Annotated in this window: 24 protein-coding genes, 2 tRNA genes and 6 pseudogenes; 21 read left to right on the forward strand and 11 right to left on the reverse strand. The window is 67.6% G+C overall.

Annotated elements, in window-relative coordinates; translation table 11 throughout:
* Nucleotides 1–4: 4 nt before the first annotated feature.
* The 4 genes from lpxK (at nucleotide 5) to adk (ending at nucleotide 2,912) form a co-directional block, all read left to right on the forward strand.
* Nucleotides 5–1,075, forward strand: coding sequence for a tetraacyldisaccharide 4'-kinase (lpxK, locus tag ACFJI0_RS11380; RefSeq protein WP_382325009.1), 1,071 nt, complete (start codon nucleotides 5–7; stop codon nucleotides 1,073–1,075).
* 35 nt (nucleotides 1,076–1,110) lie between these two features.
* Nucleotides 1,111–1,317 (forward strand): Trm112 family protein, encoded by a 207-nt coding sequence (locus ACFJI0_RS11385; protein ID WP_291117088.1) that lies wholly within the window; start codon nucleotides 1,111–1,113, stop codon nucleotides 1,315–1,317.
* Nucleotides 1,314–2,099 carry a 3-deoxy-manno-octulosonate cytidylyltransferase gene (kdsB, locus tag ACFJI0_RS11390; RefSeq protein WP_382325011.1) on the forward strand — a complete coding sequence of 262 codons (786 nt, stop codon included), beginning with the start codon at nucleotides 1,314–1,316 and terminating at the stop codon, nucleotides 2,097–2,099. Before ACFJI0_RS11385 ends, kdsB begins: the two co-directional genes overlap by 4 nt.
* 156 nt (nucleotides 2,100–2,255) lie before the next feature.
* On the forward strand, nucleotides 2,256–2,912 hold the full coding sequence (gene adk, locus ACFJI0_RS11395) for an adenylate kinase (protein ID WP_382157688.1): 657 nt from the start codon (nucleotides 2,256–2,258) through the stop codon (nucleotides 2,910–2,912).
* A gap of 61 nt (nucleotides 2,913–2,973) precedes the next feature.
* Here the strand turns inward: adk and ACFJI0_RS11400 are convergent, their stop codons facing one another.
* From ACFJI0_RS11400 to ACFJI0_RS11410, 3 genes are read right to left on the reverse strand one after another with little or no spacing between them, the layout of a single operon-like run.
* Nucleotides 2,974–3,453 carry a DUF6152 family protein gene (locus tag ACFJI0_RS11400; protein ID WP_382325013.1) on the reverse strand — a complete coding sequence of 160 codons (480 nt, stop codon included), beginning with the start codon at nucleotides 3,451–3,453 and terminating at the stop codon, nucleotides 2,974–2,976.
* A 16-nt stretch (nucleotides 3,454–3,469) separates the two neighbouring features.
* Nucleotides 3,470–3,889, reverse strand: a complete 420-nt coding sequence (locus ACFJI0_RS11405; protein ID WP_382325015.1) for a hypothetical protein — start codon at nucleotides 3,887–3,889, stop codon at nucleotides 3,470–3,472.
* Nucleotides 3,890–3,893: 4 nt separating this feature from the next.
* Nucleotides 3,894–4,853 (reverse strand): asparaginase, encoded by a 960-nt coding sequence (locus ACFJI0_RS11410; protein WP_382325017.1) that lies wholly within the window; start codon nucleotides 4,851–4,853, stop codon nucleotides 3,894–3,896.
* A gap of 142 nt (nucleotides 4,854–4,995) precedes the next feature.
* Between ACFJI0_RS11410 and lexA the strand changes: the two genes are divergently transcribed.
* The 3 genes from lexA (at nucleotide 4,996) to ACFJI0_RS11425 (ending at nucleotide 7,304) form a co-directional block, all read left to right on the forward strand.
* A complete protein-coding gene (gene lexA, locus ACFJI0_RS11415) occupies nucleotides 4,996–5,673 on the forward strand; it encodes a transcriptional repressor LexA (protein ID WP_382163966.1) in 678 nt (225 codons plus the stop codon).
* 354 nt (nucleotides 5,674–6,027) lie between these two features.
* A complete protein-coding gene (locus ACFJI0_RS11420; RefSeq protein WP_382325019.1) occupies nucleotides 6,028–6,180 on the forward strand; it encodes a hypothetical protein in 153 nt (50 codons plus the stop codon).
* Between the two features lie 116 nt (nucleotides 6,181–6,296).
* Entirely contained in the window at nucleotides 6,297–7,304 is a 1,008-nt protein-coding gene (locus ACFJI0_RS11425; protein WP_382325021.1) for a D-2-hydroxyacid dehydrogenase family protein, read from the forward strand.
* 70 nt (nucleotides 7,305–7,374) lie between these two features.
* Here the strand turns inward: ACFJI0_RS11425 and ACFJI0_RS11430 are convergent, their stop codons facing one another.
* A complete protein-coding gene (locus tag ACFJI0_RS11430) occupies nucleotides 7,375–9,498 on the reverse strand; it encodes a FimV family protein (protein WP_382325023.1) in 2,124 nt (707 codons plus the stop codon).
* Between the two features lie 76 nt (nucleotides 9,499–9,574).
* On the opposite strand from ACFJI0_RS11430, the pseudogene ACFJI0_RS11435 reads away from it, so the two are divergent.
* The 14 genes and pseudogenes from ACFJI0_RS11435 (at nucleotide 9,575) to ACFJI0_RS11500 (ending at nucleotide 21,494) form a co-directional block, all read left to right on the forward strand.
* Nucleotides 9,575–11,096: pseudogene (locus ACFJI0_RS11435) on the forward strand (3-hydroxyacyl-CoA dehydrogenase).
* Between the two features lie 38 nt (nucleotides 11,097–11,134).
* Nucleotides 11,135–11,902 (forward strand): annotated as a pseudogene (locus ACFJI0_RS11440) (oxepin-CoA hydrolase, alternative type); the annotation flags it as partial.
* Between the two features lie 85 nt (nucleotides 11,903–11,987).
* Complete coding sequence (locus ACFJI0_RS11445; RefSeq protein WP_382157670.1) at nucleotides 11,988–12,707, forward strand: Crp/Fnr family transcriptional regulator; 720 nt, start codon at nucleotides 11,988–11,990, stop codon at nucleotides 12,705–12,707.
* A gap of 64 nt (nucleotides 12,708–12,771) precedes the next feature.
* Nucleotides 12,772–13,857 (forward strand): phosphotransferase family protein, encoded by a 1,086-nt coding sequence (locus tag ACFJI0_RS11450; protein WP_382325025.1) that lies wholly within the window; start codon nucleotides 12,772–12,774, stop codon nucleotides 13,855–13,857.
* Between the two features lie 39 nt (nucleotides 13,858–13,896).
* Nucleotides 13,897–15,157, forward strand: a pseudogene (locus tag ACFJI0_RS11455) (acyl-CoA dehydrogenase family protein).
* 90 nt (nucleotides 15,158–15,247) lie between these two features.
* Nucleotides 15,248–15,952 carry a glutathione binding-like protein gene (locus tag ACFJI0_RS11460; RefSeq protein ID WP_382157664.1) on the forward strand — a complete coding sequence of 235 codons (705 nt, stop codon included), beginning with the start codon at nucleotides 15,248–15,250 and terminating at the stop codon, nucleotides 15,950–15,952.
* 47 nt (nucleotides 15,953–15,999) lie between these two features.
* Nucleotides 16,000–16,076 (forward strand) — tRNA-Pro (locus tag ACFJI0_RS11465).
* Between the two features lie 59 nt (nucleotides 16,077–16,135).
* Nucleotides 16,136–16,212 (forward strand) — tRNA-Arg (locus tag ACFJI0_RS11470).
* Between the two features lie 88 nt (nucleotides 16,213–16,300).
* Nucleotides 16,301–16,777: a flavodoxin domain-containing protein gene (locus ACFJI0_RS11475; protein WP_382325027.1), complete on the forward strand. Its 477-nt coding sequence runs from the start codon at nucleotides 16,301–16,303 to the stop codon at nucleotides 16,775–16,777.
* A gap of 110 nt (nucleotides 16,778–16,887) precedes the next feature.
* Nucleotides 16,888–18,076 (forward strand): annotated as a pseudogene (locus tag ACFJI0_RS11480) (ABC transporter substrate-binding protein).
* Between the two features lie 97 nt (nucleotides 18,077–18,173).
* A complete protein-coding gene (locus ACFJI0_RS11485; RefSeq protein ID WP_382325029.1) occupies nucleotides 18,174–19,037 on the forward strand; it encodes a branched-chain amino acid ABC transporter permease in 864 nt (287 codons plus the stop codon).
* Complete coding sequence (locus ACFJI0_RS11490) at nucleotides 19,034–20,026, forward strand: branched-chain amino acid ABC transporter permease (RefSeq protein ID WP_382325031.1); 993 nt, start codon at nucleotides 19,034–19,036, stop codon at nucleotides 20,024–20,026. The genes ACFJI0_RS11485 and ACFJI0_RS11490 overlap by 4 nt, the downstream gene beginning before the upstream one ends.
* Nucleotides 20,023–20,787: an ABC transporter ATP-binding protein gene (locus tag ACFJI0_RS11495; protein WP_382157653.1), complete on the forward strand. Its 765-nt coding sequence runs from the start codon at nucleotides 20,023–20,025 to the stop codon at nucleotides 20,785–20,787. The genes ACFJI0_RS11490 and ACFJI0_RS11495 overlap by 4 nt, the downstream gene beginning before the upstream one ends.
* Complete coding sequence (locus tag ACFJI0_RS11500; protein WP_382325033.1) at nucleotides 20,784–21,494, forward strand: ABC transporter ATP-binding protein; 711 nt, start codon at nucleotides 20,784–20,786, stop codon at nucleotides 21,492–21,494. The genes ACFJI0_RS11495 and ACFJI0_RS11500 overlap by 4 nt, the downstream gene beginning before the upstream one ends.
* A 20-nt stretch (nucleotides 21,495–21,514) precedes the next feature.
* Here the strand turns inward: ACFJI0_RS11500 and ACFJI0_RS11505 are convergent, their stop codons facing one another.
* The 7 genes and pseudogenes from ACFJI0_RS11505 to ACFJI0_RS11535 form a co-directional block, all read right to left on the reverse strand.
* A complete protein-coding gene (locus ACFJI0_RS11505) occupies nucleotides 21,515–21,808 on the reverse strand; it encodes a hypothetical protein (protein ID WP_382325035.1) in 294 nt (97 codons plus the stop codon).
* Nucleotides 21,805–22,164 (reverse strand): hypothetical protein, encoded by a 360-nt coding sequence (locus ACFJI0_RS11510; RefSeq protein WP_382325036.1) that lies wholly within the window; start codon nucleotides 22,162–22,164, stop codon nucleotides 21,805–21,807. The genes ACFJI0_RS11505 and ACFJI0_RS11510 overlap by 4 nt, the downstream gene beginning before the upstream one ends.
* Before the next feature lie 19 nt (nucleotides 22,165–22,183).
* The gene (locus tag ACFJI0_RS11515; RefSeq protein WP_382325038.1) at nucleotides 22,184–22,828 is read right to left on the reverse strand and encodes a LysE family translocator; all 645 of its coding nucleotides are present in this window, start codon (nucleotides 22,826–22,828) and stop codon (nucleotides 22,184–22,186) included.
* A 193-nt stretch (nucleotides 22,829–23,021) separates the two neighbouring features.
* The gene (locus ACFJI0_RS11520; protein WP_382325040.1) at nucleotides 23,022–23,483 is read right to left on the reverse strand and encodes a hypothetical protein; all 462 of its coding nucleotides are present in this window, start codon (nucleotides 23,481–23,483) and stop codon (nucleotides 23,022–23,024) included.
* Entirely contained in the window at nucleotides 23,476–23,856 is a 381-nt protein-coding gene (locus ACFJI0_RS11525; RefSeq protein WP_382325041.1) for a hypothetical protein, read from the reverse strand. The genes ACFJI0_RS11520 and ACFJI0_RS11525 overlap by 8 nt, the downstream gene beginning before the upstream one ends.
* Nucleotides 23,857–23,914: 58 nt before the next feature.
* Nucleotides 23,915–24,463 (reverse strand): annotated as a pseudogene (locus ACFJI0_RS11530) (glycosyltransferase family 4 protein); the annotation flags it as partial.
* 34 nt (nucleotides 24,464–24,497) lie between these two features.
* Nucleotides 24,498–24,971: pseudogene (locus ACFJI0_RS11535) on the reverse strand (glycosyltransferase family 4 protein); the annotation flags it as partial.

Genomic DNA, 24,971 nt, shown 5'->3' on the forward strand with positions numbered 1-24,971 from the left:
CGCCATGAGCCAGGCCCAGGGGCAGACGCGGGAAGCCGCCTGGCTGCGGCGCGCCCAGCAACGCGGCCCGCTGTCCTGCCTGCTCTGGCCCGTCTCCCTGCTGTACCGCTCGCTCATGGCCCTGCGCCGCTGGCTGTATGCCCGTGGGCTGCTGAAGGTTCACCAGATGGATGTGCCGGTCGTCGTGGTCGGCAACGTGGTGGTCGGCGGTGCGGGCAAGACACCCTGCACCATCGCGCTGGTCAAGCACCTTCAGGCGCAGGGCTGGCATCCCGGTGTGGTCTCGCGGGGTCATGGCCGGCACGCCATCGGCGTGACCCATGTGCACGCCGACACGCCAGCCAGCGAAGCCGGGGACGAGCCCCTCTTGATCCACCAGCGCACCGGCGTCCCCGTCTGCGTGGCGGCTCGCCGGGTCGATGCCGCGCGCGCGCTGCGCGCCACCCACCCCGACGTGGATGTGCTGGTGTGCGACGACGGGCTGCAGCACCTCGCGTTGGCGAGGCAACTGGCCATCGCGGTGTTTGACGATCGCGGCGTGGGCAACGGTTGGCTGCTGCCCGCCGGCCTGCTGCGCGAACCCTGGCCGCCCGCGCGCCACGCGCCGTTCAGGCCCGACCTTCTCCTGCGGCAAGGCCGCGCGGGTGCACCGGCCGCCACGGGTGTGGCGGCGCCGGACATGCCCGCGTTCGGGGCGGTGCGCCAACTGGCCTCCCATGCCACCGGCCCCCGGGGCCAGCGCATCGAACTGTCGCAATTGAAGGGCGCGCCGCTGACTGCGGTGGCCGGCATCGCCCGGCCCGAGGTGTTCTTTGACATGCTGCGGGAGGCCGGCGTCGTCCCCACGCAGCAGGTGGCCCTGCCGGATCACGCCGACCCGGCGGCCTACGCCGAGCTGGTGCACGGCGCGCGGCACCCTTTGGTCTGCACCGAGAAGGACGCGACCAAACTCTTTGCCCTTTTGCCGGCAAACGGCTCCGTGCAAGCCTGGGCCGTCCCGCTCGAACTCACGCCCGACCCGGCATTTTTCGAGGCGGTCGACGCCCATCTGGCCGCCTGGCGCCCAGAGCCTTGAAACCCGGATCCAGCCGGCGCGACTATCATTCCGCCATGGACACCAAACTGCTCGAACTGCTGGTCTGCCCGGTCACCAAGGGCCCTCTGATCTTCGACCGCGACAAGCAGGAACTGCTCTCGCGCAGCGCGCGCCTGGCCTACCCGGTGCGCGACGGCATTCCCATCCTGCTCGAACACGAGGCCCGCACGATCAGCGAAGAGGAAGCGGCGCGCCCATCGGCCCCCGCCCCGCTCGCATGAGCCTGCCCACCGCGGCGGCCGACTTCACCGTCCTCATTCCCGCCCGACTGGCCTCCACCCGCCTGCCCGACAAACCCCTGGCCGACATCGTCGGCGTGCCCATGGTGGTGCGCGTGGCGCAGCGCGCCATGCAGAGCGGCGCCTCGCGCTGCGTGGTGGCGGCCGACGATCCGCGCATCGTCGACGCCTGCGCCGCCCACGGCGTGCAAGCCCTGCTCACGCGAACCGACCACCGCTCCGGCAGCGACCGCCTGGCCGAAGCCTGCGCCCTGCTCGGCCTGGCGGATGAGGCATTGGTGGTCAATGTGCAAGGCGACGAACCTCTGATCGAGCCGACGCTGATCGACGCCGTGGCGGCCGAACTGCGGCGCCGCGACGATTGCGTGATGAGCACCGCCGCCCACGCCCTCGACAGCACGAGCGACTTCCTCAATCCCAACGTGGTGAAGGTGGTGCTCGACCGCATGGGCACCGCGCTGTACTTCAGCCGCGCACCCATCGCCTGGTGGCGCGATGGCATGGCACCCGGCCAGCCCATGAGCGCGCTGCCGACCCCTGCGCCACTGCGCCACGTCGGCATCTACGCCTATCGCGCCGGCTTCCTGCGGCAGTTTCCCCAGCTGGAGCCTTCGTCGCTGGAAGCAATCGAGTCGCTGGAGCAATTGCGCGTGCTCTGGCACGGCCACCGCATCGCGGTGCACGTGACGGCCCATGCACCGGGCCCCGGCGTGGACACGCCGCAAGATCTTCAACGGGTGCGCGAGCTGCTCGCCAAGGCCTGAATTACGGGCCTTGCGGTGGGCGTCGGAGCCCTTTTCCTGTCAGCCAGAGCGAAGGGTGCCCGTGCTATCCTCGACCGGTCGCCCCGGCTCCCACGCCCTGGGGCCGCCGCTCGAGACAAGCGGCCACGCCATTGAAACTCTGAAAAAAGGAAAGCGATGAGACTGATTCTGTTGGGCGCCCCGGGTGCCGGCAAAGGAACGCAAGCCACGTTCATTTGCCAAAAATACGGCATCCCCCAGATCTCCACCGGCGACATGCTGCGCGCGGCGGTGAAGGCCGGCACCCCCCTGGGGCTGCAAGCCAAGGCCGTGATGGAATCCGGCGGTCTGGTCAGCGACGACCTCATCATCAACCTGGTCAAGGAACGCATTGCCCAGTCCGATTGCGCCAACGGCTTCCTGTTCGACGGCTTCCCGCGCACCATTCCGCAGGCCGATGCCATGAAGTCCGCCGGCGTGAAGCTGGACTACGTGCTGGAAATTGACGTGCCGTTCGACGCCATCATCGAACGCATGAGCGGCCGCCGTTCGCACCCCGCCTCGGGCCGCACCTACCACGTCAAGTTCAACCCGCCCAAGGTGGAAGGCAAGGACGACGTGACCGGCGAGCCGTTGATCCAGCGCGAAGACGACAAGGAAGAGACCGTGAAGAAGCGGCTCGAGGTCTACAGCGCACAGACCCGTCCCCTCGTGGACTACTACAGCAGCTGGGCGCGCTCGGACGCGGCCGCCGCGCCCAAGTACCGCGCCATCAGCGGCATGGGCTCGGTCGAGGACATCACGGCGCGCGCCTTCGAGGCGCTGTCGAAGTAAGCCACCCCGGCTTCCCGCAGAACACCCGGCCACGTGCCGGGTGTTCCGCTTTCAGGAGGGCTCAAGCCGGGCTGGAGCGCAGGCCGTAGGCCTTGCCCTCCAGAAACACGTACTCGGCGCGCAGGATCGCTTCGCCCTTCTCGTCCTTGAACGTGAAGCCCACGGTGGACAGGGAGGCCCCGGTCTTGACCTCAGGCATCTGCCATTGCCCCAACCGGAACAGCGGCGCCAGTTCGATCTCCCAGCGCCGGTCGCGGCGCGTGGGCAACACGGTCTTGGCCAGCAGCGCGGGCCCGTCGATGCCCGCCGTCTGGGCGGGCAAAGGGCGTTGGCCGAGGTCGGCCGGCAGGCGCAGGGCCTCGGGCAGCTCCAGCACCAGCTCGGCGTGCGGGTTGCGCCACTTCACCTCGACCACCCGCCCCTCCAGGTAGAGCGGACGGTCCTGGTCGAAGCTGCTCCAGCCATGGTGGGCCAGCGCCCCACCGCCCCAACCCCCCAGGCCCAGCCAGGCCCCGGTCCGAATCACATCACGTCGTTGCATGGAGATCTCCTTCCCATCACACGTAACCGATCCAACGGCCGCAGGTCAGCACCAGCAGCCACAAGGCCGACGACAGCAGCATCAAGAGGCGCGCAGTGCGGTCCTGGCGCTGCAGCGATCGGCGGGCGTGGAACCAGCCGGCGTTGCACCCCGCCAGCATGATCAACACCATCTTGGCTGTGAACACGCGATTGGCCAGCAGTTCCCCGGCCTGGGTACCGAACATCAGGAGGCCCGACACGGCGGCCAGTGCGAAACCCACCGCCACCAGGCCCAGGCTCAGTTTCGCCAGGGGCTCCACAGGCAGGCTCTGGCCCCAGCCGAACACCCGCAGTTCCAGCAGCGTCAGGTTGCCGAGCAACAGCGCCACGCCCAGCAGATGGGCCACTTCCAGCATGGGGTACGCCCAGGCGTGGGCACCGAGCGCGGCGAACATCGCGTCATTCCATCAGCAGGTCCAGCGCCAGCGCCAACCGGGCCTTGACCGGCGAGAGCCCGGCCGAGTGCGCGAATGGCAGGCCAGCGTGCGGCACCACCCTTCCGCGCGCACAACGCGTCGCCAGCACCACCCGCACCCGTTGTGCCTGCGCGGCATTCAGCGCATCGGTCAGCGCCTGGTGAACGGTACCGTTGCCCGTGCCGGCCACCACGATGCCCCGCAAGGGACGGGCGGCGCCTGGCGCCATCAAGGCCCGCACCAGGCTGCCGTCCGCGTCGGCATGGCTGGTCACCAGTTCGACCCGAGGCAGGGCGTCGGCCGCCAGGAAGCGGGCCAGCGGGGCTGGATCGTGGGAAGCAACGGAGGCGCCCCGGGATCGGAAACGGCGCACCTCCCCCTCCTCCACACAAGCCAGCGGCCCCGCGTCTCCAGAGTCAAAAGCGTCCAGGCGGTAGGTGTGCTCCTTCGCCACCTCCAGCGCGCCGTGCACCTGTCCGGCACACACCACCACCACGCCGGCCTCCCCATGCCGCACCACGGCCAGCGCGTCGGCAAGGTTCTGCGGCCCATCCGGCACCAGCGCGGAAGCCGGGCGCATCGCGCAGGTCAGCACCACAGGCTTGGTGGGTTGGAGCAGGCGCTGCAGCACGAACGCCGTTTCCTCCAGGGTGTCGGTGCCGTGCGTCACGATCACCGCCGACACCTGGGGATCGTCCAGATGCGCCTGGAGCCGTGCCGCCAGGGCCTGCCACACCGGCAGGCCCATGTCCTTGCTGTCGATCTGGGCGACCTGCTCCACCTCCAACGGCACGCCGGCCAAAGCCGGAACGGCCGCCACCAGATCGGCCACGCCGACCTGCCCCGCCACGTAGCCCACGTTGTCGCCCGCCTGCGCCGCACGCCCGGCGATGGTGCCGCCCGTGCCCAGGATCACGAGCCGCCGGCCCTGATTTGTGTCCACCACTTGCCAATCCTTGAAAACTGGTTAAAAATACAGATACTGGATAAGAAAACAGGTATCAGCCACTTCCCGCATTGTTCCTGTCTTCCCAGATGGCGTTCCCCTTGGCCACCACGTTCACGACGAGGTCCTCATGCTCGACATGCCCCATACCGCACCGAAGCTCACCGCCCGGCAGCAACAGATTCTGGAATTGATCCAGACGGCGATCGCACGCACCGGCGCACCGCCCACCCGTGCCGAAATCGCCAGCGAACTCGGGTTCAAGTCGGCCAATGCCGCCGAAGAGCATCTGCAAGCGTTGGCACGCAAGGGCGTGATCGAACTGGTCAGTGGCACTTCGCGAGGCATCCGCCTGCGCAGCGAAGACCTGCAGTCCATCAACGATTCGCGCGGGCGCCAGCTTACACTGCCGATCCCCAGCCTGGCCCAGCTGGTGCTCCCCCTGATCGGTCGCGTCGCAGCCGGTTCGCCCATCTTGGCGCAGGAGCATGTGGACCAGACCTACCAGGTCGAGCGCAGCCTGTTCCAGCGCACGCCCGACTACCTGCTCAAGGTGCGTGGCATGTCCATGCGCGACATCGGCATCATGGACGGCGATCTGCTCGCCGTGCAGGCCACGAAGGAAGCCAAGAACGGCCAGATCGTGGTGGCCCGCCTGGGTGACGACGTCACCGTCAAACGCTTCATGCGGCGCCAGCACCTGATTGAATTGCACGCGGAAAACCCCGACTACAAGACCATCGTCGTCGAACCGGGCGAGCCATTCGAAATCGAAGGACTCGCCGTGGGCCTGATCCGCAACAGCTTCCAGCTCTGACCGATCCCGGTCCGTGTCGCCTCAGCAGGTGGCGGGCGTTTGGTCCCGGTGGGTGCACAACCCACCACAAGGACACATCCCTGCGAAGGCGTTTGATTTTGCAATCCTGCCTGTGTTCAACCCCACCCAATGGAGTTTCGCATGGGAAAAATTTTCAACACCAACACGTGGCGCGCCCCTTTGCAGTTGATCGACTGCTGGTTGCCCTCTCCCGCCCTTCGCCGGGCAACGGCCGCCAACGAGCCCGTGCGCACGCAGGTTGTACAGCGCTTTGCGCGTGCCGGGTGGCTCAAGCGCGCCAGCACGGCCCGCAGTCCACTTGTCTTGCGGGCCGTGCCACCGGCAGCGGACCCTGTGCCTCGCGTGCGCGTGCTGCAGCAGACCGGCCCCGCGGCGGCGCACCGGGCCGGTGTCAGGCTGGTGATCTCGGGCCGCATCAACGATGTGTGCGCCGAACTCGATCGACTGGCCGACCAGGAACGCCAGCTGTCCACGCGCGCGGCCTGAACTCGGCCGCCGCCAGCGAGCACACGGCCATCCTCCAGGCTCCCGGCGCGCCGTGCCTGCTTGTAACCAGGGGTCAGCGGCCCGGAAGGCCTGGGAGGTGAAGGCACAATAGGGTCATGAATATTGTGATCCTTGATGACTATCAGGACGCTGTGCGCAAACTGCGGTGTGCCGAGAAACTGGAGCCTTACCCGGCCAAAGTCTTCACCAACACGGTCAAGGGCGTGGGCCAGCTGTCCATCCGATTGCGCGATGCCGATGTGCTGGTCCTGATCCGGGAACGCACCGCCATCACCCGTCAACTGGTTGAAAAACTCCCCCGGCTCAAACTCATCGCCCAGACCGGGCGCGTGGGCGGGCATGTGGACGTCAATGCCTGCACCGAGCGTGGCATCGCGGTGGCCGAGGGCGTGGGTTCACCCGTCTCCACCGCCGAGCTCACCTGGGCCCTGATGCTTGCGGCCATGCGCCGCATCCCGCAATACGTCTCCAACCTCAAGCATGGCGCCTGGCAACAGGCCGGGCTGAAGGCTGCTGCCATGCCCGCCAATTTCGGCGTGGGCATGGTGTTGCGTGGCAAGACGCTGGGCATCTGGAGCTACGGCCGCATCGGGCAGATGGTGGCAGGTTACGGGCGGGCCTTCGGCATGCGCGTGATCGTGTGGGGCAGCGAAGAAAGCTGTGCCCGCGCCGCGTCCGATGGTTTCGATGTGGCCCCCAGCAAGGCAGCCCTGTTTGAAACGGCCGACGTGCTGAGCCTGCACTTGCGGCTGAGCGAGAGCAACGCGGGCTGTGTGACACCCGAAGACCTCGCCGCCATGAAGACCTCCGCGCTGTTGGTCAACACCTCCCGCGCCGAGCTCATCCAGCCCGAGGCGCTGATCGCCGCGCTGAACCGGGGTCGCCCGGGCATGGCCGCGATCGACGTGTTCGAATCCGAGCCCATCCTGCAAGGCCATGCCCTGCTGCGGCTCGAAAACTGCATCTGCACGCCCCACATCGGCTATGTCGAGCAGGACAGCTACGAGATGTACTTCTCCTCTGCGTTCGACAACGTGGTCAACTACATCAAGGGCACACCGACCAATATCGTCAATCCAGGCGCGCTGCAGGTTCGACGCTGATGGCTGCGATCGACCTCACCCCAGAAAAAACGCCGGTTGTCACCGGCGTTTTTTCTGGGTACCAAGGGCGTCAGCGTTTGCCATCCGGCTTCGAGCCTGGCTCGTCGTCCGGCGGCATGAAGTCCAACACCTCGAAATCGATCAGGTTGCTCAGCGGCAGGTCCTGGGCGTCACCTGCCTTGGCGGTCGGCTCCACGGGCGGCGACACCTCTGGCAACAAGGCCTCGAAGGCAGAGAACTCGGAGAGGTCGTTCAGGTTGATGTCCAGGCCCAGGTGGGACGACGCAGGCACCAGCACACCCAGGTCCATCGGCTGGGTGTTGCGACCGCCAGCAGGCTCTTCAGCGACGGGGGGCTTCTTGCCGGCTGGCGCGCTCGGACGCCGGCCGTCGGCTTTCAGCGGTTGCATGTTCGTGTGCCGGAATTCGCTGTGCTTTGCCGCGGACGGCTCGTCTCGCTTGATCAGCTCCTTGGCCATCGCGTGCAACAGCAAGAGCTCGCGGTACGCCTCGAGATCGAACACCTCGACTTCGTCGTCGCTGGCGTCCCGGAAGATCGACTCCTCGATCAGGTCCAGCACCCGGGGCTCCGGCCACAGCGACTGAATGCGGCTGAAGGCCGTTTCGTAGGCTTCAAGGCCTCGACCACCGTCGGTGTAGCGGTTGAAGGGCGGCGCGCCGGCATTGAAGACGTGGTTGAACTCGTCGCGCAGGGCGTCGTAGTCTTCGCGGCGCCCCAGGCGGTGATAGAGCTTGAACAGATCCAGGTAAGCCAGGGGGCTGGGCTCATGGCTCTCGGCCAGGTGGTTGCGCAGCACTTGGATGGCCTGCTCGTCTTCACCCAGCGACACGAAAAAGTCGGCCTGCTGCTGAATGTCGAACAACTCTTCCGTGCGCACCGAACGGGAGATGCCCAAGGCGCTCGGTGAAAAATCCCGACGGTCGCGCGATGGCAGCGCAACCGCCGACTCCGACTGTGGATCGCTCTCGCGCGCAGCGGCGCCATCCAGGGCCTGCAAATCGTCCAGCGACGAATCCTGATCCAGGTGGAGATCGAGTTCCACGCCGCCGGGCGCGGGGGCCGCCACCATCGGGGCGCCCTGGCGCACGGGCTTGCGGAGCTGTGCCGGCATGGTTTTGTCTTCAGGCGTCGAGGACCACCACGCACGGGACGCCTCGGACCCGGCCTGCGCTGGACGGCGGCGCGACGCCATCAGCAGCGCCAGAAGCGTCAGCAACAGCAGTGCGCCCAGCAGGTACACCAGCCAGTTGCGGTAGCGCTGGTCACGCGCCTCATTCAGTTGGGCGTTCAGCTCGCCAATGCTGTTCTGGCTCTGGGCCCGGGCGTTGCGCAGTTGCTCGGCTTCCGCCTCCAGCGCCGCGAGTTTCTGGGCGTCCCGCAGGATGTCTTCCGGCGACGCGCTGAGAGACTTCCAGAGCAGGCCGGCGGCGGCGCGGGCTTCTTCGGAGGTGGCGGGCTCACTCAGCAAGAAGGGCGAGAGCTTGAGCGTCGGATCGCGCTCGATGCCCGCATCCAGATCGATCGGGTCCAGCTGCAGGCGGGGCGCCGCAGGGGGTGCCGGTGGACGGCGCACCACACTGCTCGCACGGGGCGAGGCGGTGGCACCCGGTTTCGCGGCGGGCTTGGGCGCAGGCCGTGCCGATGGCGAAGCCACAGGGCCAGCCGCAACGGGCGGCCGAGCGCTGGCGGTGCCACTCTCTACCAGGCTGCCGCCCGCGACACCGGGACCCGCAGGCGTGGAAGGCGCCTGCGCCACCGCCGGGGGCGCCACGGCCACCGGGTTGTTGGATCGGTCGACCGGCGCCATCGGCTCGTTGAGCGGGTCGGCCAGCAGCACGAAGCGGCGGGTGAACGCGGTGCCGCAGCCGGCGCGCACGTACAAGGTGACGATGGGTTCGTTGATGGGCTGCCGAGTCTGGATGCGCACCGAGGACTCGGCCTCGGCTTTCTGGGGCGTGCTGCGAACCAGACCGGGCGACACTTGCGTATCGCCAAAAAAGACATCCGCATTGAGGCACTGGTTGGTGAGATCCTCACCCGGAGCGAGAAGAACCTGAACCCGGACATCGAGAGGTTGTCCGATGACAGCTGCACCACTGTGCCGCCCCAGCGTGGCCGCCGAACTGCCCAGCGCAGTTAATAGCAAAATACAGCCTGTCCATGTCTGGCGCACGTTGGAAGCCCTTCGTTCTTTCGTTGGATCATTTTGTCATAGCTCCAGGCACCCTCATTCCAAATACAACACACTTATGCAACCCATATTTCTTCATACGGGCATCGTCGGGACCGGTGCCATGGGCCGCGGCATTGCCCAGATGGCGGCCCAGGCCGGCAGCCAGGTCTGGCTCTTCGACGTGCAGGCCGGCGCGGCGGAGGCCGCCCGCGCCGCCCTTCAAGGCACCTGGCAGACGCTGGTGGGCAAGAACCGCATGGAGGCCAGCCAGATGGAAGACTGCCTGGCACGGGTGCATTTGGCCGGCGCGCTGACCGACCTCGCGCCCTGCGATCTGGTGGTGGAAGCCATCGTCGAACGGCTCGACGTCAAGCAACGCCTGTTTGCCGATCTCGAAGCCATCGTCCAACCCGATGCGGTGCTGGCCACCAACACCTCGTCGCTCTCGGTCACCTCGATCGGTGCCGCGCTCAAGCGCCCGGCCCAACTCGCTGGCTACCACTTCTTCAACCCGGTGCCCCTGATGAAGGTGGTCGAGGTCATTGCCGGCCTCAAGACCAGCGCCACGGTCTGCCAGCGCCTGACGGACTACACCCGCCAGTTCGGCCACACGCCGGTCTCGGCACAGGACACGCCGGGCTTCATCGTCAACCACGCCGGCCGCGGCTACGGCACCGAAGCCCTGCGCGTGGTGGGCGAACGCGTGGCCGATTTCGCCACCATCGACCGCATCCTCAAGGACCAGATGGGCTTCAAGCTCGGCCCGTTCGAGCTGATGGACCTGACGGCGCTGGACGTCTCGCACCCCGTGATGGAGTCGATCTACCACCAGTATTTCGAGGAGCCGCGCTACCGCCCCAGCGTGATCACCGCCCAGCGCCTGGCTGGGGGCGTGGTGGGCAAGAAGGTCGGTGAAGGTTTCTATGCCTACGACAAGGGCGTGGCCCAGGTGCCGGCCGACGTGGCCGCGCCGACCGTCGCGGAGCTGCCACCGGTCTGGGTCTCGCCCAAGGCAGCCCGCCGGGCCGAGCTCTATCAGTTGCTCAAGGACCTGGGCGCGCACATCGAGACCGCCGCCGCACCGTCGGCCGCCGCGCTCATTCTGGTGGCGCCGCTGGGTCTGGACGTGACCACGCTGGCCGCCGTGGAACGCCTGGATGCGTCGCGCACCGTGGGCATCGACATGATGCTCGACGACGCCTCCACCCGCCGCCGCGTGCTGGCCACCAACCCCGCCACCCGGGCCGACATGCGCGACGCCGCTCACGCCCTGTTCGCCAGCGACGGCAAGGCCGTGAGCGTGGTGCGCGACAGCGGTGGTTTCGTCACGCAGCGCGTGGTGGCGCACCATCGTCAACATCGCGACCGACATGTGCCAGCAGGGCATCTGCTCGCCGGCCGACCTGGACGTGGCGGTCACCCTCGGCCTGGGCTACCCGATGGGGCCGCTGGCCATGGGCGACCGCATCGGTCCCACCAACCTGCTGGAGATCCTGTTCAACCTGCAGACGGTGTACGGCGACCCGCGTTACCGCCCTTCCCCCTGGCTGCGCCGCCGTGGCGCGCTGGGCCTGAGCCTGACGCACGAAGAAGCCTGATTCCCGACCGCAAGGACCGACACCGCATGACCGCCAGCCTCAAGAGCCACAGCCATGGTCAGACCATGGTGCTGACCATCAGCAACCCGGAACACCGCAACGCCCTCGGCCCCGACATGTACGCCGCTGGCGTGGAAGCGCTCAACGTGGCCGAAAGCAGCCCCGAAGTGCGCAGCGTGGTGCTCACGGGCGAAGGCGCGCACTTCTGTGCCGGCGGCAACCTGCAGCGGCTGCTGGCCAACCGGCAGCAGCCGCCCGAGGTGCAGGCGCAGAGCATCGAGGGTTTGCACAACTGGATCGAGACCATCCGCGCCTTCCCCAAGCCCGTGGTGGCGGCCGTGGAAGGCGCGTGCGCCGGTGCCGGTTTTTCGCTGGCGCTGGCTTGCGACCTGGTGATCGCCGCGCAGAACAGCGTGTTCGCGATGTCGTACAGCAGCGTGGGCCTGTCGCCCGACGGCGGGGCCACCTGGAGCCTGATGCGCGCCCTGCCCCGGGCCACGGCGCTGCAGTTGCTGTTGTGCGGTGAACGCATCGGCGCCGAGCGGCTGCAGCAACTGGGCGTCATCACCCAGACCAGCACGCCGGGAGAAGCGCTGCACGACGCGCTGACGCTGTGCGAACGCCTCAATGCGCGCGCGCCCAACGCGCTCAGCAGCATCAAGGAACTCGCCAACGACGCCCCGACGGTCACACTGCACGCGCAGCTGTCGGCCGAGCGCGATCATTTCGTGCGCAACCTGCATCACGCCAACGCGGGCGAAGGTATCACGGCCTTCATGGAAAAGCGGGCCGCCAACTACCGTTGACGCGGTCTGCGCGCATACCCTGATCTGTCCGCCGCGTCCCAGTGGCGACAATGAAGGCCACCCTCAGTCACTCAAAAGACAGCCCATGGACGAACCGATTCTGACAATGGAAGAACGCGAGGCGATCAACAACGGTCGCTGGTTCAGCAGCCTTTCACCTTCCCTGCGTCACGACATCCTCCGATGCGCCCACGTCAAGCGATTCAAGGACGGCGACCTCATCGTCGCACGCGGCGACCCACCGACCGAATGGTCGGCGGTCGCCCGTGGGGCGGTGCGCGTGAGCTCGACCTCGCTCTCGGGCAAGCAGATCACGCTGACCTATGTGGAGCCCGGGGTGTGGTTCGGCGATGTGGCGATGTTCGACGGCGACCAGCGCACGCACGATGCCTACGCGCATGGCGCCACCACCTTGCTGTGCGTGGCGCGCACCGATTTCCAGAAGATCCTGGCCTCGCACGTGGAGTTGTACGAAGCGCTCATGCGACTGCAGGCACGGCGCATCCGCACGCTGTTCGGCCTGGTGGAAGACCTCAACACCCTGCCCCTGCGCGCGCGGCTGGCCAAACAGCTGCTGCACCTGGTGCGCAGCTACGGCGTGCCCTGCCTGGCCGACGGCAGCGAAATGCGCATCGGCCTGCAGCTCGCGCAGGAGGAACTGGCGCAGCTGCTGGGCGCGTCGCGGCAGCGCGTGAACCAGGAGCTCAAGTCGATGGAGCGCGAGGACGCGATCCGCATCGAACAAGGCGGTGTGGTGGTGCGCAACCGCGACATGCTCATGCGCATCGCCGAAGCCGAGTCCTGACCCCGGCGTTGTCGCCACTGCTGCTTCAGGCCCGTCAACCCACAACGGCCTTGAGCCGCACACCATGAGCGACACCCAGAATTTCGTCGGCACCCGGCCCGTTGCGGCACAACACACCTTCGACATCCCGGCCCTCGAACGCTGGCTGACAGACCGGCTGCCGGGCTTCGCCGGCCCGCTCTCGGTGGAGATGTTCAAGGGCGGCCAGTCCAACCCCACCTACAAGCTCATCACGCCGCAACGCGCCTACGTGATGCGGGCCAAGCCCGGGCCCGTGGCCAAGCTGCTGCCCTCGGCCCATGCGATCGAGCGTGAGTTCCGTGTGATGAGCGCGCTGCACGGCACGGGTGTGCCGGTGGCGCGGATGCACGTGCTGTGCGAAGACGAATCGGTGATCGGCCGGGCCTTCTATGTCATGGAGTGCGTGGATGGGCGCGTGCTCTGGGAACAGTCGCTGCCCGGCATGGACCGCGCGCAACGCGCTGCCCTCTACGACGAGATGAACCGCGTCATGGCGGCGCTGCACACCGTCAAGCCCGACGCGATCGGCCTGACCGACTATGGCAAGCCCGGCAACTATTTCGAGCGCCAGATCGGCCGCTGGAGCAAGCAGTACCAGGCCTCCATCACGCAGCCCATCCCGGAGATGGACCGCCTCATGGAATGGCTGCCGCAGAACATCCCGGCCATGGCGCGCGACGAGTCCATGGTGTCGGTGGTACATGGCGACTTCCGCCTCGACAACCTGATGTTCCACGCCACCGAGCCGCGCGTGCTCGCCGTGCTCGACTGGGAACTCTCGACGCTGGGCCACCCGCTGGCCGATTTCAGCTACCACTGCATGTCCTGGCACATCCCGCCCGGCATGTTCCGCGGCATCCAGGGACTGGACCTGGCCGAGCTGGGCATCCCTTCCGAAGACGCCTACATCTCGCGCTACTGCGAACGCACCGGCATCGCCAGCCCCGAGCAACTCAAAGCGGACTGGAACTTCTACCTCGCCTACAACATGTTCCGCCTCGCGGCCATCCTGCAGGGCATTGCCAAGCGGGTGGAAACCGGCACCGCGTCCAACGAACAGGCGGTGAAATCCGCCGCCGGCGCCCGCCCCCTGGCCGAGATGGCCTGGGGCTTCGCCAGCGCCCGCTGACCCTCTTCACACCCACACCCTTTTTCCACTGGAGCCAAGATGAATTTCGACTACACCGACAAGGTCAAGGACATGCGCGAGCGTTTGCTGGCGTTCATGGACGAGCACATCTACCCCAACGAAGCGCGCTTCTTCGCCGAGATCGCCGCCAACCGCGCCAAGGGCAACCCCTGGCTGCCCACCACGATCATCGAGGAACTCAAGCCCAAGGCGCTCAAGGCCGGCCTGTGGAACCTGTTCCTGCCGCGCAGCCCGCGCGCGCCGCAGGGTCTGTCCAACCTCGAGTACGCACCCATGTGCGAAATCATGGGCCGCGTGCCGTTCGCGGCCGAGGTCTTCAACTGCTCGGCCCCCGACACCGGCAACATGGAAACCTTCGAGCGCTACGCCAGCGAGGAACTCAAGGACGAGTGGCTCGAGCCGCTGCTGCGCGGCGAGATCCGCTCGGCCTTCCTGATGACCGAACCCGAGGTCGCCTCGTCGGACGCCACCAACATCCAGTGCCGCATCGAGCGCGACGGCGACCACTACGTCATCAACGGCCGCAAGTGGTGGTCCTCCGGCGCCGGTGACCCGCGCTGCGCGGTCTACATCGTGATGGGCAAGACCAACCCCGATGCGCCGCGCCACTCGCAGCAGTCCATGATCATCGTGCCAGCCAACAGCAAGGGCATCACCGTGGTGCGACCGCTGTCGGTGTTCGGCTACGACGACGCGCCGCACGGCCACATGGAAGTGGTGCTCAAGGACGTGCGCGTGCCGGTGGGCAACATCCTGCTCGGCGAAGGCCGGGGGTTCGAGATCGCGCAGGGCCGCTTGGGCCCGGGCCGCATCCACCACTGCATGCGTTCCATCGGCGCGGCCGAGCGCGCGCTGGAGTTGATGTGCAAGCGCCTGAACAGCCGCGTGGCCTTCGGCAAGCCGGTGTCGGCCCAATCGGTCTGGCACGAGCGCATCGCCGATGCGCGCTGCCGCATCGAGATGGCGCGCCTGCTCACGCTCAAGGCGGCCTACATGATGGACACCGTCGGCAACAAGGTCGCCAAGGCCGAGATCGCCATGATCAAGGTGGTGGCACCCAACATGGCCTGCGACATCATCGACATCGCCATTTCAGGCCCATGGCGGCGGCGGCGTGAGCGACGATTTCCCACTGGCCTACGCCTATGCTGGCCAGCGCACCCTGCGCCTGGCCGACGGCCCCGACGAGGTGCACCGCCAGTCCATCGCCAAGCTGGAACTGGCGAAGCACATGCTGGTGAAGACCGAGGTGGACATGCCCGTCACGCGCGGCTTCTGAGCCGGCATGCCGGGAGGGTGAGCACGGGTTTTTGAATTCCCGTAGAGTGGCCTGCTCCTCAGCCACCCTCCCGCAAGAAAGGCAAGTCCCATGATCGACGTCCACTCCTGGCCAACCCCCAATGGACACAAGGTCCACATCATGCTGGAGGAGTGTGGACTGCGGCTCGGCCGGGACTGGCGGGTCCATCCCGTCAACATCGGCAAGGGCGATCAGTTCGAACCGGCCTTTCTCAAGATCAGCCCGAACAACAAGATTCCGGCACTGGTCGACCCCGACGGTCCCGATGGCCAGCCCATCAGCCTGTTCGAGTCGGGCGCGATCCTGCTCTACCTCGCGGCCAAGACCGGCAAGTTCCTGCCCAAGAGCGACCGCGCCAAGTTCAAGGTGCTGGAGTGGCTGATGTTCCAGATGGGCGGCGTGGGCCCCATGCTCGGCCAGAACCACCACTTCCGGCAGTACGCGCCCGAGAAGATCGGCTATGCCATCGATCGCTACACCAACGAAGCCAGGCGGCTCTACGGCGTCATGGACCGGCAACTCGAGGCGCAGAAGTTCATCGCGGGCAACCAGTACAGCATCGCCGACATCGCGATCTTCCCCTGGCTGCGCAACTGGCAGAACCAGGGCATCGACTGGGCCGACTTCCCGCACCTGAAACAGTGGTTCGACACCATTGCCGCCCGCCCCGCGGTGCAACGCGGCGTGGCGGTGCTGGCCGACGCGCGCAAACCGATCACCGATGACAAGTCGCGCGAAGTGCTGTTTGGCAAGACGCAGTACGAAAAACGCTGACCCCGGCCGGAACACCTCATTTCAGCAGGTACAATTCGCCGCTTAGTCGGAGCGTAGCGCAGCCTGGTAGCGCATCTGCTTTGGGAGCAGAGGGTCGCGAGTTCGAATCCCGCCGCTCCGACCATTCATCAAGAACAAAAAGGCCCACAGTGTGGGCCTTTTTTGCATCGCCAGTCGCCCTGTCTGCCCGTAGCTCAACCGGATAGAGCAGCTGCCTTCTAAGCAGCAGGTCGGGGGTTCGAGTCCCTCCGGGCAGGCCACCCAAGGGGCCACGCGACCCAGCGCATCAACGAGGGTTTACCCGATGATTCATCGGGAATTCATGAAGTATATTGCAGCTTCTGAATCATGAACCCACCCTCCAGACTCCTCATCCTCGTTGGCACGATGACCAACACCGCAGAGTACGTGGCTCAGGCCATCGAGATGGATTGCGCCGACCTGATCCCCGAGATCGAGGTGCGCATGATGGACGGATTGGACATCCGAGTTTTTGACGGGGATGCACTATATCTCATATGTACATCCACCTACGGCTCGGGTGACGTGCCGGACAACGCCCGGGCGCTGTACGAATCCCTGGGCAACGAGCCCAAGTTTCTGGGCCACGTGCGCTACGGCGTGATCGCACTGGGCGACCACGGCACCCATCCGCAGACGTTCTGCCAGGGTGGTCGGCGGTTCGACGAGCGTCTCGCCGATCTGGGCGCCGTGCGTGTGGGAGACGTGTTCTGCCATGACGCGTCGGCGGGCACCGAGGCCGAGGTGGTCGGCGCGGCTTGGTGCCGCGAGTGGCTCGCGCTGGCCATGCAACCCGCCTCTTAAATTCAGACATAAATGTTTTAGACCTCAAGTACGGGTAATTCTGGATCGTCAATCCCCTACCCCGCGTCTACAGTGAACCGCATTCCGGCAACCACCCACAGGAGAACTCCATGACCACCCGCCGAATCGTCCTGACCCGCAGCGCCGCCGTGATCGGCGCCGCATCCACCGGCCTGCTGCTGCCCGAGTTGGCACGTGCGCAGTCGGACAAGGTGCGCGTGGGTTTCATGCTGCCGTACACCGGCACCTTCGCCCAGCTCGGCGTGGCGATCGAGAACGGTTTCCGCATGGCCCTCAACGAGCAAGGCGGCAAGCTCGGTGGCCGTGAAGTCGAGTACTTCAAGGTGGACGACGAATCCAACCCGGCCAAGGGCATCGAGAACGCGACCCGCCTGGTGCAGCGCGACAAGGTGGACGTGCTCGTGGGCACCGTGCACTCGGGCGTGCAGATGGGCATCCACAAGGTGGCGCGCGACACCGGCGTGCTCAACCTGATCCCCAACGCAGGCGTGCACGCTGCGCACCCGCGCCCAGTGCGCCCCCAACGTGTTCCGCACCTCGTTCACCAACTCTCAGCCCACGCTGGCGCTGGGCAAGGCCATGGTGGCGAACGGCCACAAGAAGGCGGTGTGGATCACCTGGAACTACGCGGCCGGCGACGAAGCCTTCGAAGGCTTCGAGCAGAGCTACACCGCGGCCGGCGGCACCATCATGAAGAAGCTGGGCCTGCCCTTCCCGAACGTGGAATTCCAGGCGCTGCTGACCGAGATCGCCTCGCTCAAGCCCGATGCCGTGGCCTGCTTCTTCGCCGGCGGCGGCGCGGCCAAGTTCATGAGCGACTACGCCGCGGCGGGCCTGAACAAGACCATCCAGCTCTACGGCTCGGGCTTCCTGACCGAGGGCGTGCTGGAAGCGGCCGGTCCTGCGGCCAACGGCGTGCTCACCACCATGCACTACGGCGACTCGCTGAACACGCCGCGCGACAAGCAGTTCCGCCTGGAGTACGCCAAGGCCTTCCGCCTTCAGCCCGACGTGTACGCCGTGCAGGGCTACGACACCGGCCTGCTGCTGATCAAGGGCGCCAACGCCGTCAAGGGCGACCTCAACAACAAGAAGGCGCTGTACGCCGCCATGGAAGGCGCCACCATCGACAGCCCGCGCGGCAAGTGGACCATGAGCAAGGCCCACAACCCGATCCAGGACATCTACATGCGCAAGGTCGAGAACAAGGAAAACAAGGTGATCGGCATCGCGCAGAAAGCCGTGGCCGACCCGGCCACCGGCTGCCGCATGGGCTGATCGCCCCCGCCTCACTCGTGCCTCCACAGACCGGCGCCCACAGGCGCTGGTCTGGTTTTTGCTCGCCTTCCTGGCCTGATCCTCACCGCCCCGCTTCATGGACTTCGCCAACTTCCTGATCCAGTTGCTCAACAGCCTGCAGTACGGCCTGTTGCTGTTCATGCTGGCGGCCGGGCTCACCCTGATCTTCGGCATCATGGGCGTGGTCAACCTCGCGCATGGCAGCTTCTACATGCTGGGCGCCTACCTGGCCTGGTTCCTGGTGTCGCAGCTCGACAGCCTGGTGCTGGCGATCGTGCTGGGCTCGGTCATCGCCGTCGTGCTGGGCTGGCTGCTCGAATGGCTGCTGTTCCGCCACTTCTACCGCCGCGACCACCTGGACCAGGTGCTGCTGACCTTCGGCCTGATCTACATCTTCGAGGAAGTGCGCTCCATTCTCTGGGGCGACGACGTGCACTCGGTGCAGGTGCCGGAGATGCTGAACTGGTCGATCCCGCTCACGGACAACCTGTCCTACCCGGTCTACCGGCTGGTGATGTCGGGCGTGTGCATCGCGCTCGCCCTCGGCCTGTACCTGCTCATCTCCAGGACCCGCCTGGGCATGAAGATCCGCGCGGGCGCCTTCAACCGCGAGATGACCGAGTCGCTCGGCATCAACATCCGGCTCATCCATGGCGTGGTGTTCGCGCTGGGCGTGGCCCTGGCGGCCATCGCCGGCATGATCGCCTCGCCCGTTTCCAGCGTGTACCCCGGCATGGGCAGCTCGGTGCTGATCATGTGCTTCGTGGTGGTCGTCATCGGTGGCATCGGCTCGGTGCGCGGGGCCCTCGTGGCCGCGCTGCTGGTGGGCCTGGTCGACACCTTCGGCAAGGTGCTGGTGCCGCAGATCGCCGGCATGGCCGTCTACATGCTCATGGCCGCCGTGCTGCTTTACAAGCCTGAAGGGCTGTTCAAACAATGAGTTCGCCCAAAGCCCAGCTGGAAAAGCTGCCGCGCAGCATGCAGGTGATCCTGCTGCTGGGCGCCATCGCCCTCGCCGCCTTCCCGCTCATGCCCCTGACGGGTGTCGACTTCTACCTGCAGATGCTCTCGCAGATGATGATCCTGGCGATCTTCGCGATGAGCCTCGATCTGCTGCAGGGCGTGACCGGCCTGGTCTCGCTCGGCCACGCCGCCTACTTCGGTCTGGCGGGTTACGCCCTGGCCTTCCTCACACCGGCCGACACGCCCATCAGCCTGTGGTGGGCGCTGCCCGTCTCGGCCCTGGGCGCGGGCCTGGCGGCGCTGATCATCGGCTTCTTCGTGGTGCGCACGCACGGCATCTACTTCATCATGGTCACCATGGCCTTCGCGCAGATGGTGTTCTTCCTGTTCTTCGACAACAAGGCGCTCGGCGGCTCCGACGGCCTGTACGTGAACTTCCGGCCCGACGCCTCGCTGTTCGGCTGGGCCGGCATCGACCTGGACAACAAAACCACCTTCTATTACTTCACCCTGCTGCTGCTGGTGCTGGTCTATGCCTTCCTGCGGCGCCTGCTGTTCTCGCCCTTCGGCCGCGTGCTCGCCGGCATCCGCGTGAACGAGCACCGCATGCGCGCGGTGGGCTACGGCACCTTCGGCTACAAGCTCGCCGCCTTCACCCTGGCCGGCGCGCTGGCCGGCGTGGCGGGGTTCCTGTGGGCCGCGCAGACCGGCTACGTGAACCCCGAACTCATGGGCTTTCACATGAGCGCGCACGCCATCATGATGGTCATCCTCGGCGGCATGGGCAACTTCGCGGGCGCCATCGTGGGGGCCTTCGCGTTCGAGTACGTCATGCACTTCTTCAAGGACCTCACCAAGCACTGGCAGTTGCTGATGGGCAGCTTCATCGTGCTGATCGTGGTGTTCGCGCCGCGCGGCTTGCTGGGCCTGGTGGCGCAGTTCTCCCGCAAGCGGGGTGCCCCATGAGCGAGCTCCTGCTCTCGGCGAAAAGCCTCACCAAGCGCTTCGGCGGCCTGGCCGCCGTCAACGACGTGTCGGTGGATCTGCACCGCGACCGCATCCACGCGGTGATCGGCCCCAACGGCGCGGGCAAGTCCACCTTGACCAACCTGCTCTCGGGCGACCTGCCCCCCACCTCCGGCCGCATCACGCTCAACGGCACCGAAACGGCCGGCAAGAACCCCGAACGCATCTCGCGCCTGGGCCTGGGCCGCAGCTACCAGAAGACCAACATCTTCCTGCCCTTCAGCGTGTGGGACAACGTGCGCCTGGCCGCCCAGTCGCGTGAACGGCATGGCCCGTGGAACCCGCTGCGCTGGCTCTCGGCGGCCAGTGCGATGACCGAAGTCAACCGCCGCTGCGAACGCGCCATCGAACTCGCCGGCCTCACGGCCCGCGTGGGCACCATCGCGGGCACCACCAGCCACGGCGAGCAGCGCCAGCTGGAGATTGCCATGACCCTGGCCACCGAACCCACCGTGCTGCTGCTCGACGAGCCTCTGGCCGGCATGGGCCACGCCGAGGCCGAGCGCATGGTCGAGCTGCTGCTCAAAATCAAGAAGGACCACGCCATGATGCTCGTGGAGCACGACATGGATGCCGTGTTCACCCTGGCCGACCGGCTCACCGTCATGGTCAACGGCCAGGTGATCGCCAGCGGCACGCCGGCCGAAGTCCGCGCCGACGCAGGCGTGCAGGCGGCCTACCTCGGCGAGGAGCACGAATGAGCGCGCTGATCCAGGCCAGAGGCCTTCACACCCACTACGGCGCCAGCCACATCCTGCGCGGCGTGGACTTCACCGTCGACAAGGGCCAGACCATCGGCCTGATGGGCCGCAACGGCATGGGCAAGACGACCTTGCTCAAGTCGATCATGGGCATCGTCAAACCCAGCGGTGGCAAGGTGCATGTGAAGGGCCAGGACATGACCGGCGCCCCCACCTTCGAGATCGCCCGCCTGGGCATCGCCTATGTGCCCGAAGGCCGCGGCATCTTCGGCAACCTGAGCGTGCGCGAGAACCTGGTGATGTCGGCGCGCGCCGGCACACAGGGCCAGCGCGACTGGACCTACGAGCGTGTGCTCGACACCTTCCCGCGCCTGGCCGAGCGCCTGAACCACGGCGGGCAGCAGCTCAGCGGCGGCGAGCAGCAGATGCTCACCATCGGCCGCGCGCTCATGACCAACCCCGACCTGCTCATCCTCGACGAGGCCACCGAGGGCCTGGCGCCCCTGATCGCGCGCGAGATCTGGCGCATCTGCGGCCTGATCCGGGAGAGCGGCATCAGCAGCGTGATCGTGGACAAGAACTGGAAGCACGTCACCCAGATCACCGACCGCAACGTGATCCTCGTCAAAGGTGAGGTGGTCTTCGAAGGCAGCTCGGAACAGCTGCACGCGCAGCCGGAGTTGCTGGAACAGTACCTGGGTGTCTGAGACGCGGCAACGACCCGGCCCTATTCATCGTCCGGGCTCGCCGCGCGCCGGTAGACATAACGGCCGTGCTGGCAGGGATCGCAGAAGGCCCATCGGCTGGCCTGCCATTTGAGCGCAGCCTGGCTCAACACAAAGACCGCCATCCCACCGACCCACCAGGGCCACAGCGGCACGCCGGCCAGGGACAGCCCAACGGCAACGGCGGCCAGGACCGCGGCGAATGCCAGGAACTGCCGGCACCGCCGCAGCTCCTCCTGTCTGGTGGGCGTGAAAGAAACTGGCCGCTGGCAGCGGCTGCACGACAAGCGCTTCATGTGGGCCCGGTGGGCGCCACGTCAGCGGCAGCGACCTGGTGTTCGACCCAGGGGTCCGAGGGAGCGTCCCGGTGCCAGCAGCGCCAGCCATGGGTGTAGGCGTGCTGAATGTAGGGTCCTCGCAGCACCCGAGGGACGTCTTCCCTCGCCTGCTCGACGCCCAGGAGGTGGACGGCGCCGGCCCAGTTTTCAACCACCTGCGATGGTCGCCTGGCCAACTCGGCGTCGGCCAGGCTGGCCGCCTGCTCCACCGAGCCGGCGCGAACGAGGAAGCAGGTGTCGGGGCCGTTGGGACCGCCGGTGAAGACGTCGTCCGAGTCGTTGCCCCAGCGGATGACTTCGTAGAGGTTCATCATGCAGCGCGTCGATCCCTCATCAACGCGAAGGCCGCGACCCCATCGCCGTGAGCACGCCCAGGCCGATGAAGGACGTGCCGGCGAGCCGGTTGCCCCAGACACCGTGCCGTGCCGCGCGGCCCAGGCGCGGCGCGACCAGGCTGGCGGTGAGCACGTAGAGGATGTCGGTACAGCACGCGATCGCCACGAACACGCCGCCGAGCGCCAGGGTCTGCAGCAAGGGGTTGGCGCCGTGCGCGTCCATGAACTGCGGCAGGAAGGCGGCGAAGAACAGGGTGGTTTTCGGGTTCAGCAGCGCCACCAGGAAGCCATCGCGGAAGACGCGCCGCAAGGACTGCGCCGGCACCTGGGGCGCGGCGCCGTCGGCCAGTGGCGACGCCGCCATCCACAGGCGGATGCCCAGGTACACGAGGTAGGCCGCGCCGGCCCACTTCACCACCGTGAAGGCCACCGACGACACGGCGAACAAGGCGGCCAACCCGAGCGCGGCGCCGAGGGCGTTGGCGAGGTTGCCGAGGGCCACGCCCAGCACGGACGAAAGACCGCAGGCGCGCCCTTGCGCCAGGGTGCGGGCCACGATGTAGACGACGGCGGGACCGGGGGTCAGGGCCAGCACCAGGCTGGCGCCCACGAAAGCCAGAAGCAGAGGCGTGTCGGGAAGCATGGGAACTCCAGAAATCGGGATCGCCAGTATCGCCGCAGCCCGGAAAAAACTCGAGGATGTCGATGGACGCCGGCCTCGAACGTCGGGACCGTGAAAGCAGAAAACTTTCTCATGGACCCCACCATCACCGCTTTTGAACGCTCGCCCGATCGAGGCCAGGGGCTCGCGCGCGCAGCGGCGGGTTGAGGGCCGGTCAGGGCAAGGCGAGCAGGTCCACATGGCCCACGCGCAGGCTGCCCGCAGTGGCATTCGCGTGCCGCCGTTGCCGCCACGCTTCCAGCGCGGCGAGGGACGCGGGCTCCTGCTCGCACGCGGCGTGGGCGATGCCGTCGACCAGCGCGTGGTGCAGCGCGCCGGCCTGTGCGCTTTCCAGGCTGTGGATGCGCCAGTCGCTGGCCGCGCTGAACACGCGGTAGCCGCTGCCCTGCAGCGCGCGGCGCAAGGCCGGCAAGGCAGCCGCACCGAGCGCGGGGCCAAAGCCCTTGTCGCGCCGCTGGTGCCGGGCGAAGAGCCGGCCCACGGTCGAGTCCAGCGGGTCGCCGGGCTCCCAGTCGTGGCGGCCGTCCACGCTGAGCGTGAAGAGCATGGCCGCGCGCGCGGCCACGGCGTGCGACACCAGCCGTTGCAGCCAGTCGGCGCTCACGAGATCAAGCAAGGCCGACGCGGTGACGAGATGGGCCGCGTGCCAGGGCAGCGTGTCCAGATGCCGCGCGAGGTCCAGCTGCCGGCAGACAATGGACGCCTCGAAACCCGGGCCGCTGGCGCCGGGTTGCGCAGCCGCGCAGCAGTGCGGCGTCGTGGTCCACCACCAGCCATTGCTGCGGTCCGCCCAGCCGGGGCGCGAGCCAGCGCTGGTTCGCGCCGGTGCCGCAGCCCAGGTCGATCACGCGCCAGGGTGTGCCCGCCGGTGGGGCCATGGCATGGAACCGCGCGGCCAGTTGCAGGTGCCTGGCGGCCTCGTCGCGCGCCGCGGTGTCGAAGGGTTCGCGCTGTTGCAGCCAGTCGGCGCTGAAGTGGGCGCCGCTCACGGGTGTACCTTCGGCTTCGCCTGCGGTGCGAGCTTGCTGGGGCGGCCCGGCGCGGCGCTCATGCCATGGCCTCCAGCACGGCCGCGTAGCGCGCGGCCTGCTGCGGCCAGGTGGGCAGCGCAGCGGCGGCTTCGCGCGCGCCAGCGCCCAGGCGCTCGCGCAGCCCGGCATCGGCCAGCACGCGCTCCAGCGCAGCCTGCAGCGCGGCCACATCACCGGCGGGCACCTGCAGACCAGCGCCGGGCGGCAGCGTGTGGGCCAGCGCCCCGCCGTCGGTGGTGACCACCGGCAGGCCGTGGGCGATGGCCTCGGCGATCACCATGCCGTAGCCCTCGTAGAGCGAGGGCAGCACGAACACATCGGCCGCCAGGTAGTGCGCGCGCAGCGCTGGGCCCGGCAGCTCGCCGTGCCAGACGACGCGCTCGCCCAGCGGCGTGGCCAGGGCCTGCAGGCGCGCGGCGGTGCCGGGGTCGCGCTCGGCGCTGCCCACCAGGTGCAGCACCCACGGCAGTTGCGTGAGGCTGGCAAGCGCCTGCAACAGCAGGGCATGGCCCTTGCGCGGCGTGAGCGCTGCGCACGCAGAGCAGTTGCACCGGGCCGTCGCGCCGGGGGGTCGGCGGTGGTGGAAGCGACGGGTCGGTGCCCGGCTCCACCACGGCGATGCGCTCGGGCGGGACGCCCAGGGCGGCCACGTCGTCGAGCGTGCGGCGGCTGGGCACCACCACCTGCCGCACCAGTTGCAGGGCTTGCGCCTCGGCCGTGCGCAGGTGTGCGCTGTCCGCAGCGCTCAGGCCCGTTTCCAGGTGCAGCGGATGGTGCACATGGGCAACCCAGCGCAGGCGCTGGGCATGCGGCCGCACCACGCGCGCCAGGGCGCCGAAGGCCAGGCCGTCGGCGATCACCAGCGCGCCATCGGGCAGGGCCGCGATGCGGGCCAGGGCGGCCGAGAGGTCGCTGTCGTCGGGCCAGGGCCAGGCGCCTTCCAGCACCTCAGGCAGCACCGTCCACCCCTGCTCGCGCAGGGCGAGCGAGAGCCGGCGGTCGTAGGTGTAGCCGCCCGTGGGGATGTGCCAGTCGCCCGGCAGCAGGAAGTGGCAGACGCGCTGGCCGGGCAT

The organism is Hydrogenophaga sp. UC242_53, from assembly GCF_042696965.1.
Taxonomy (GTDB): domain Bacteria; phylum Pseudomonadota; class Gammaproteobacteria; order Burkholderiales; family Burkholderiaceae_C; genus Hydrogenophaga.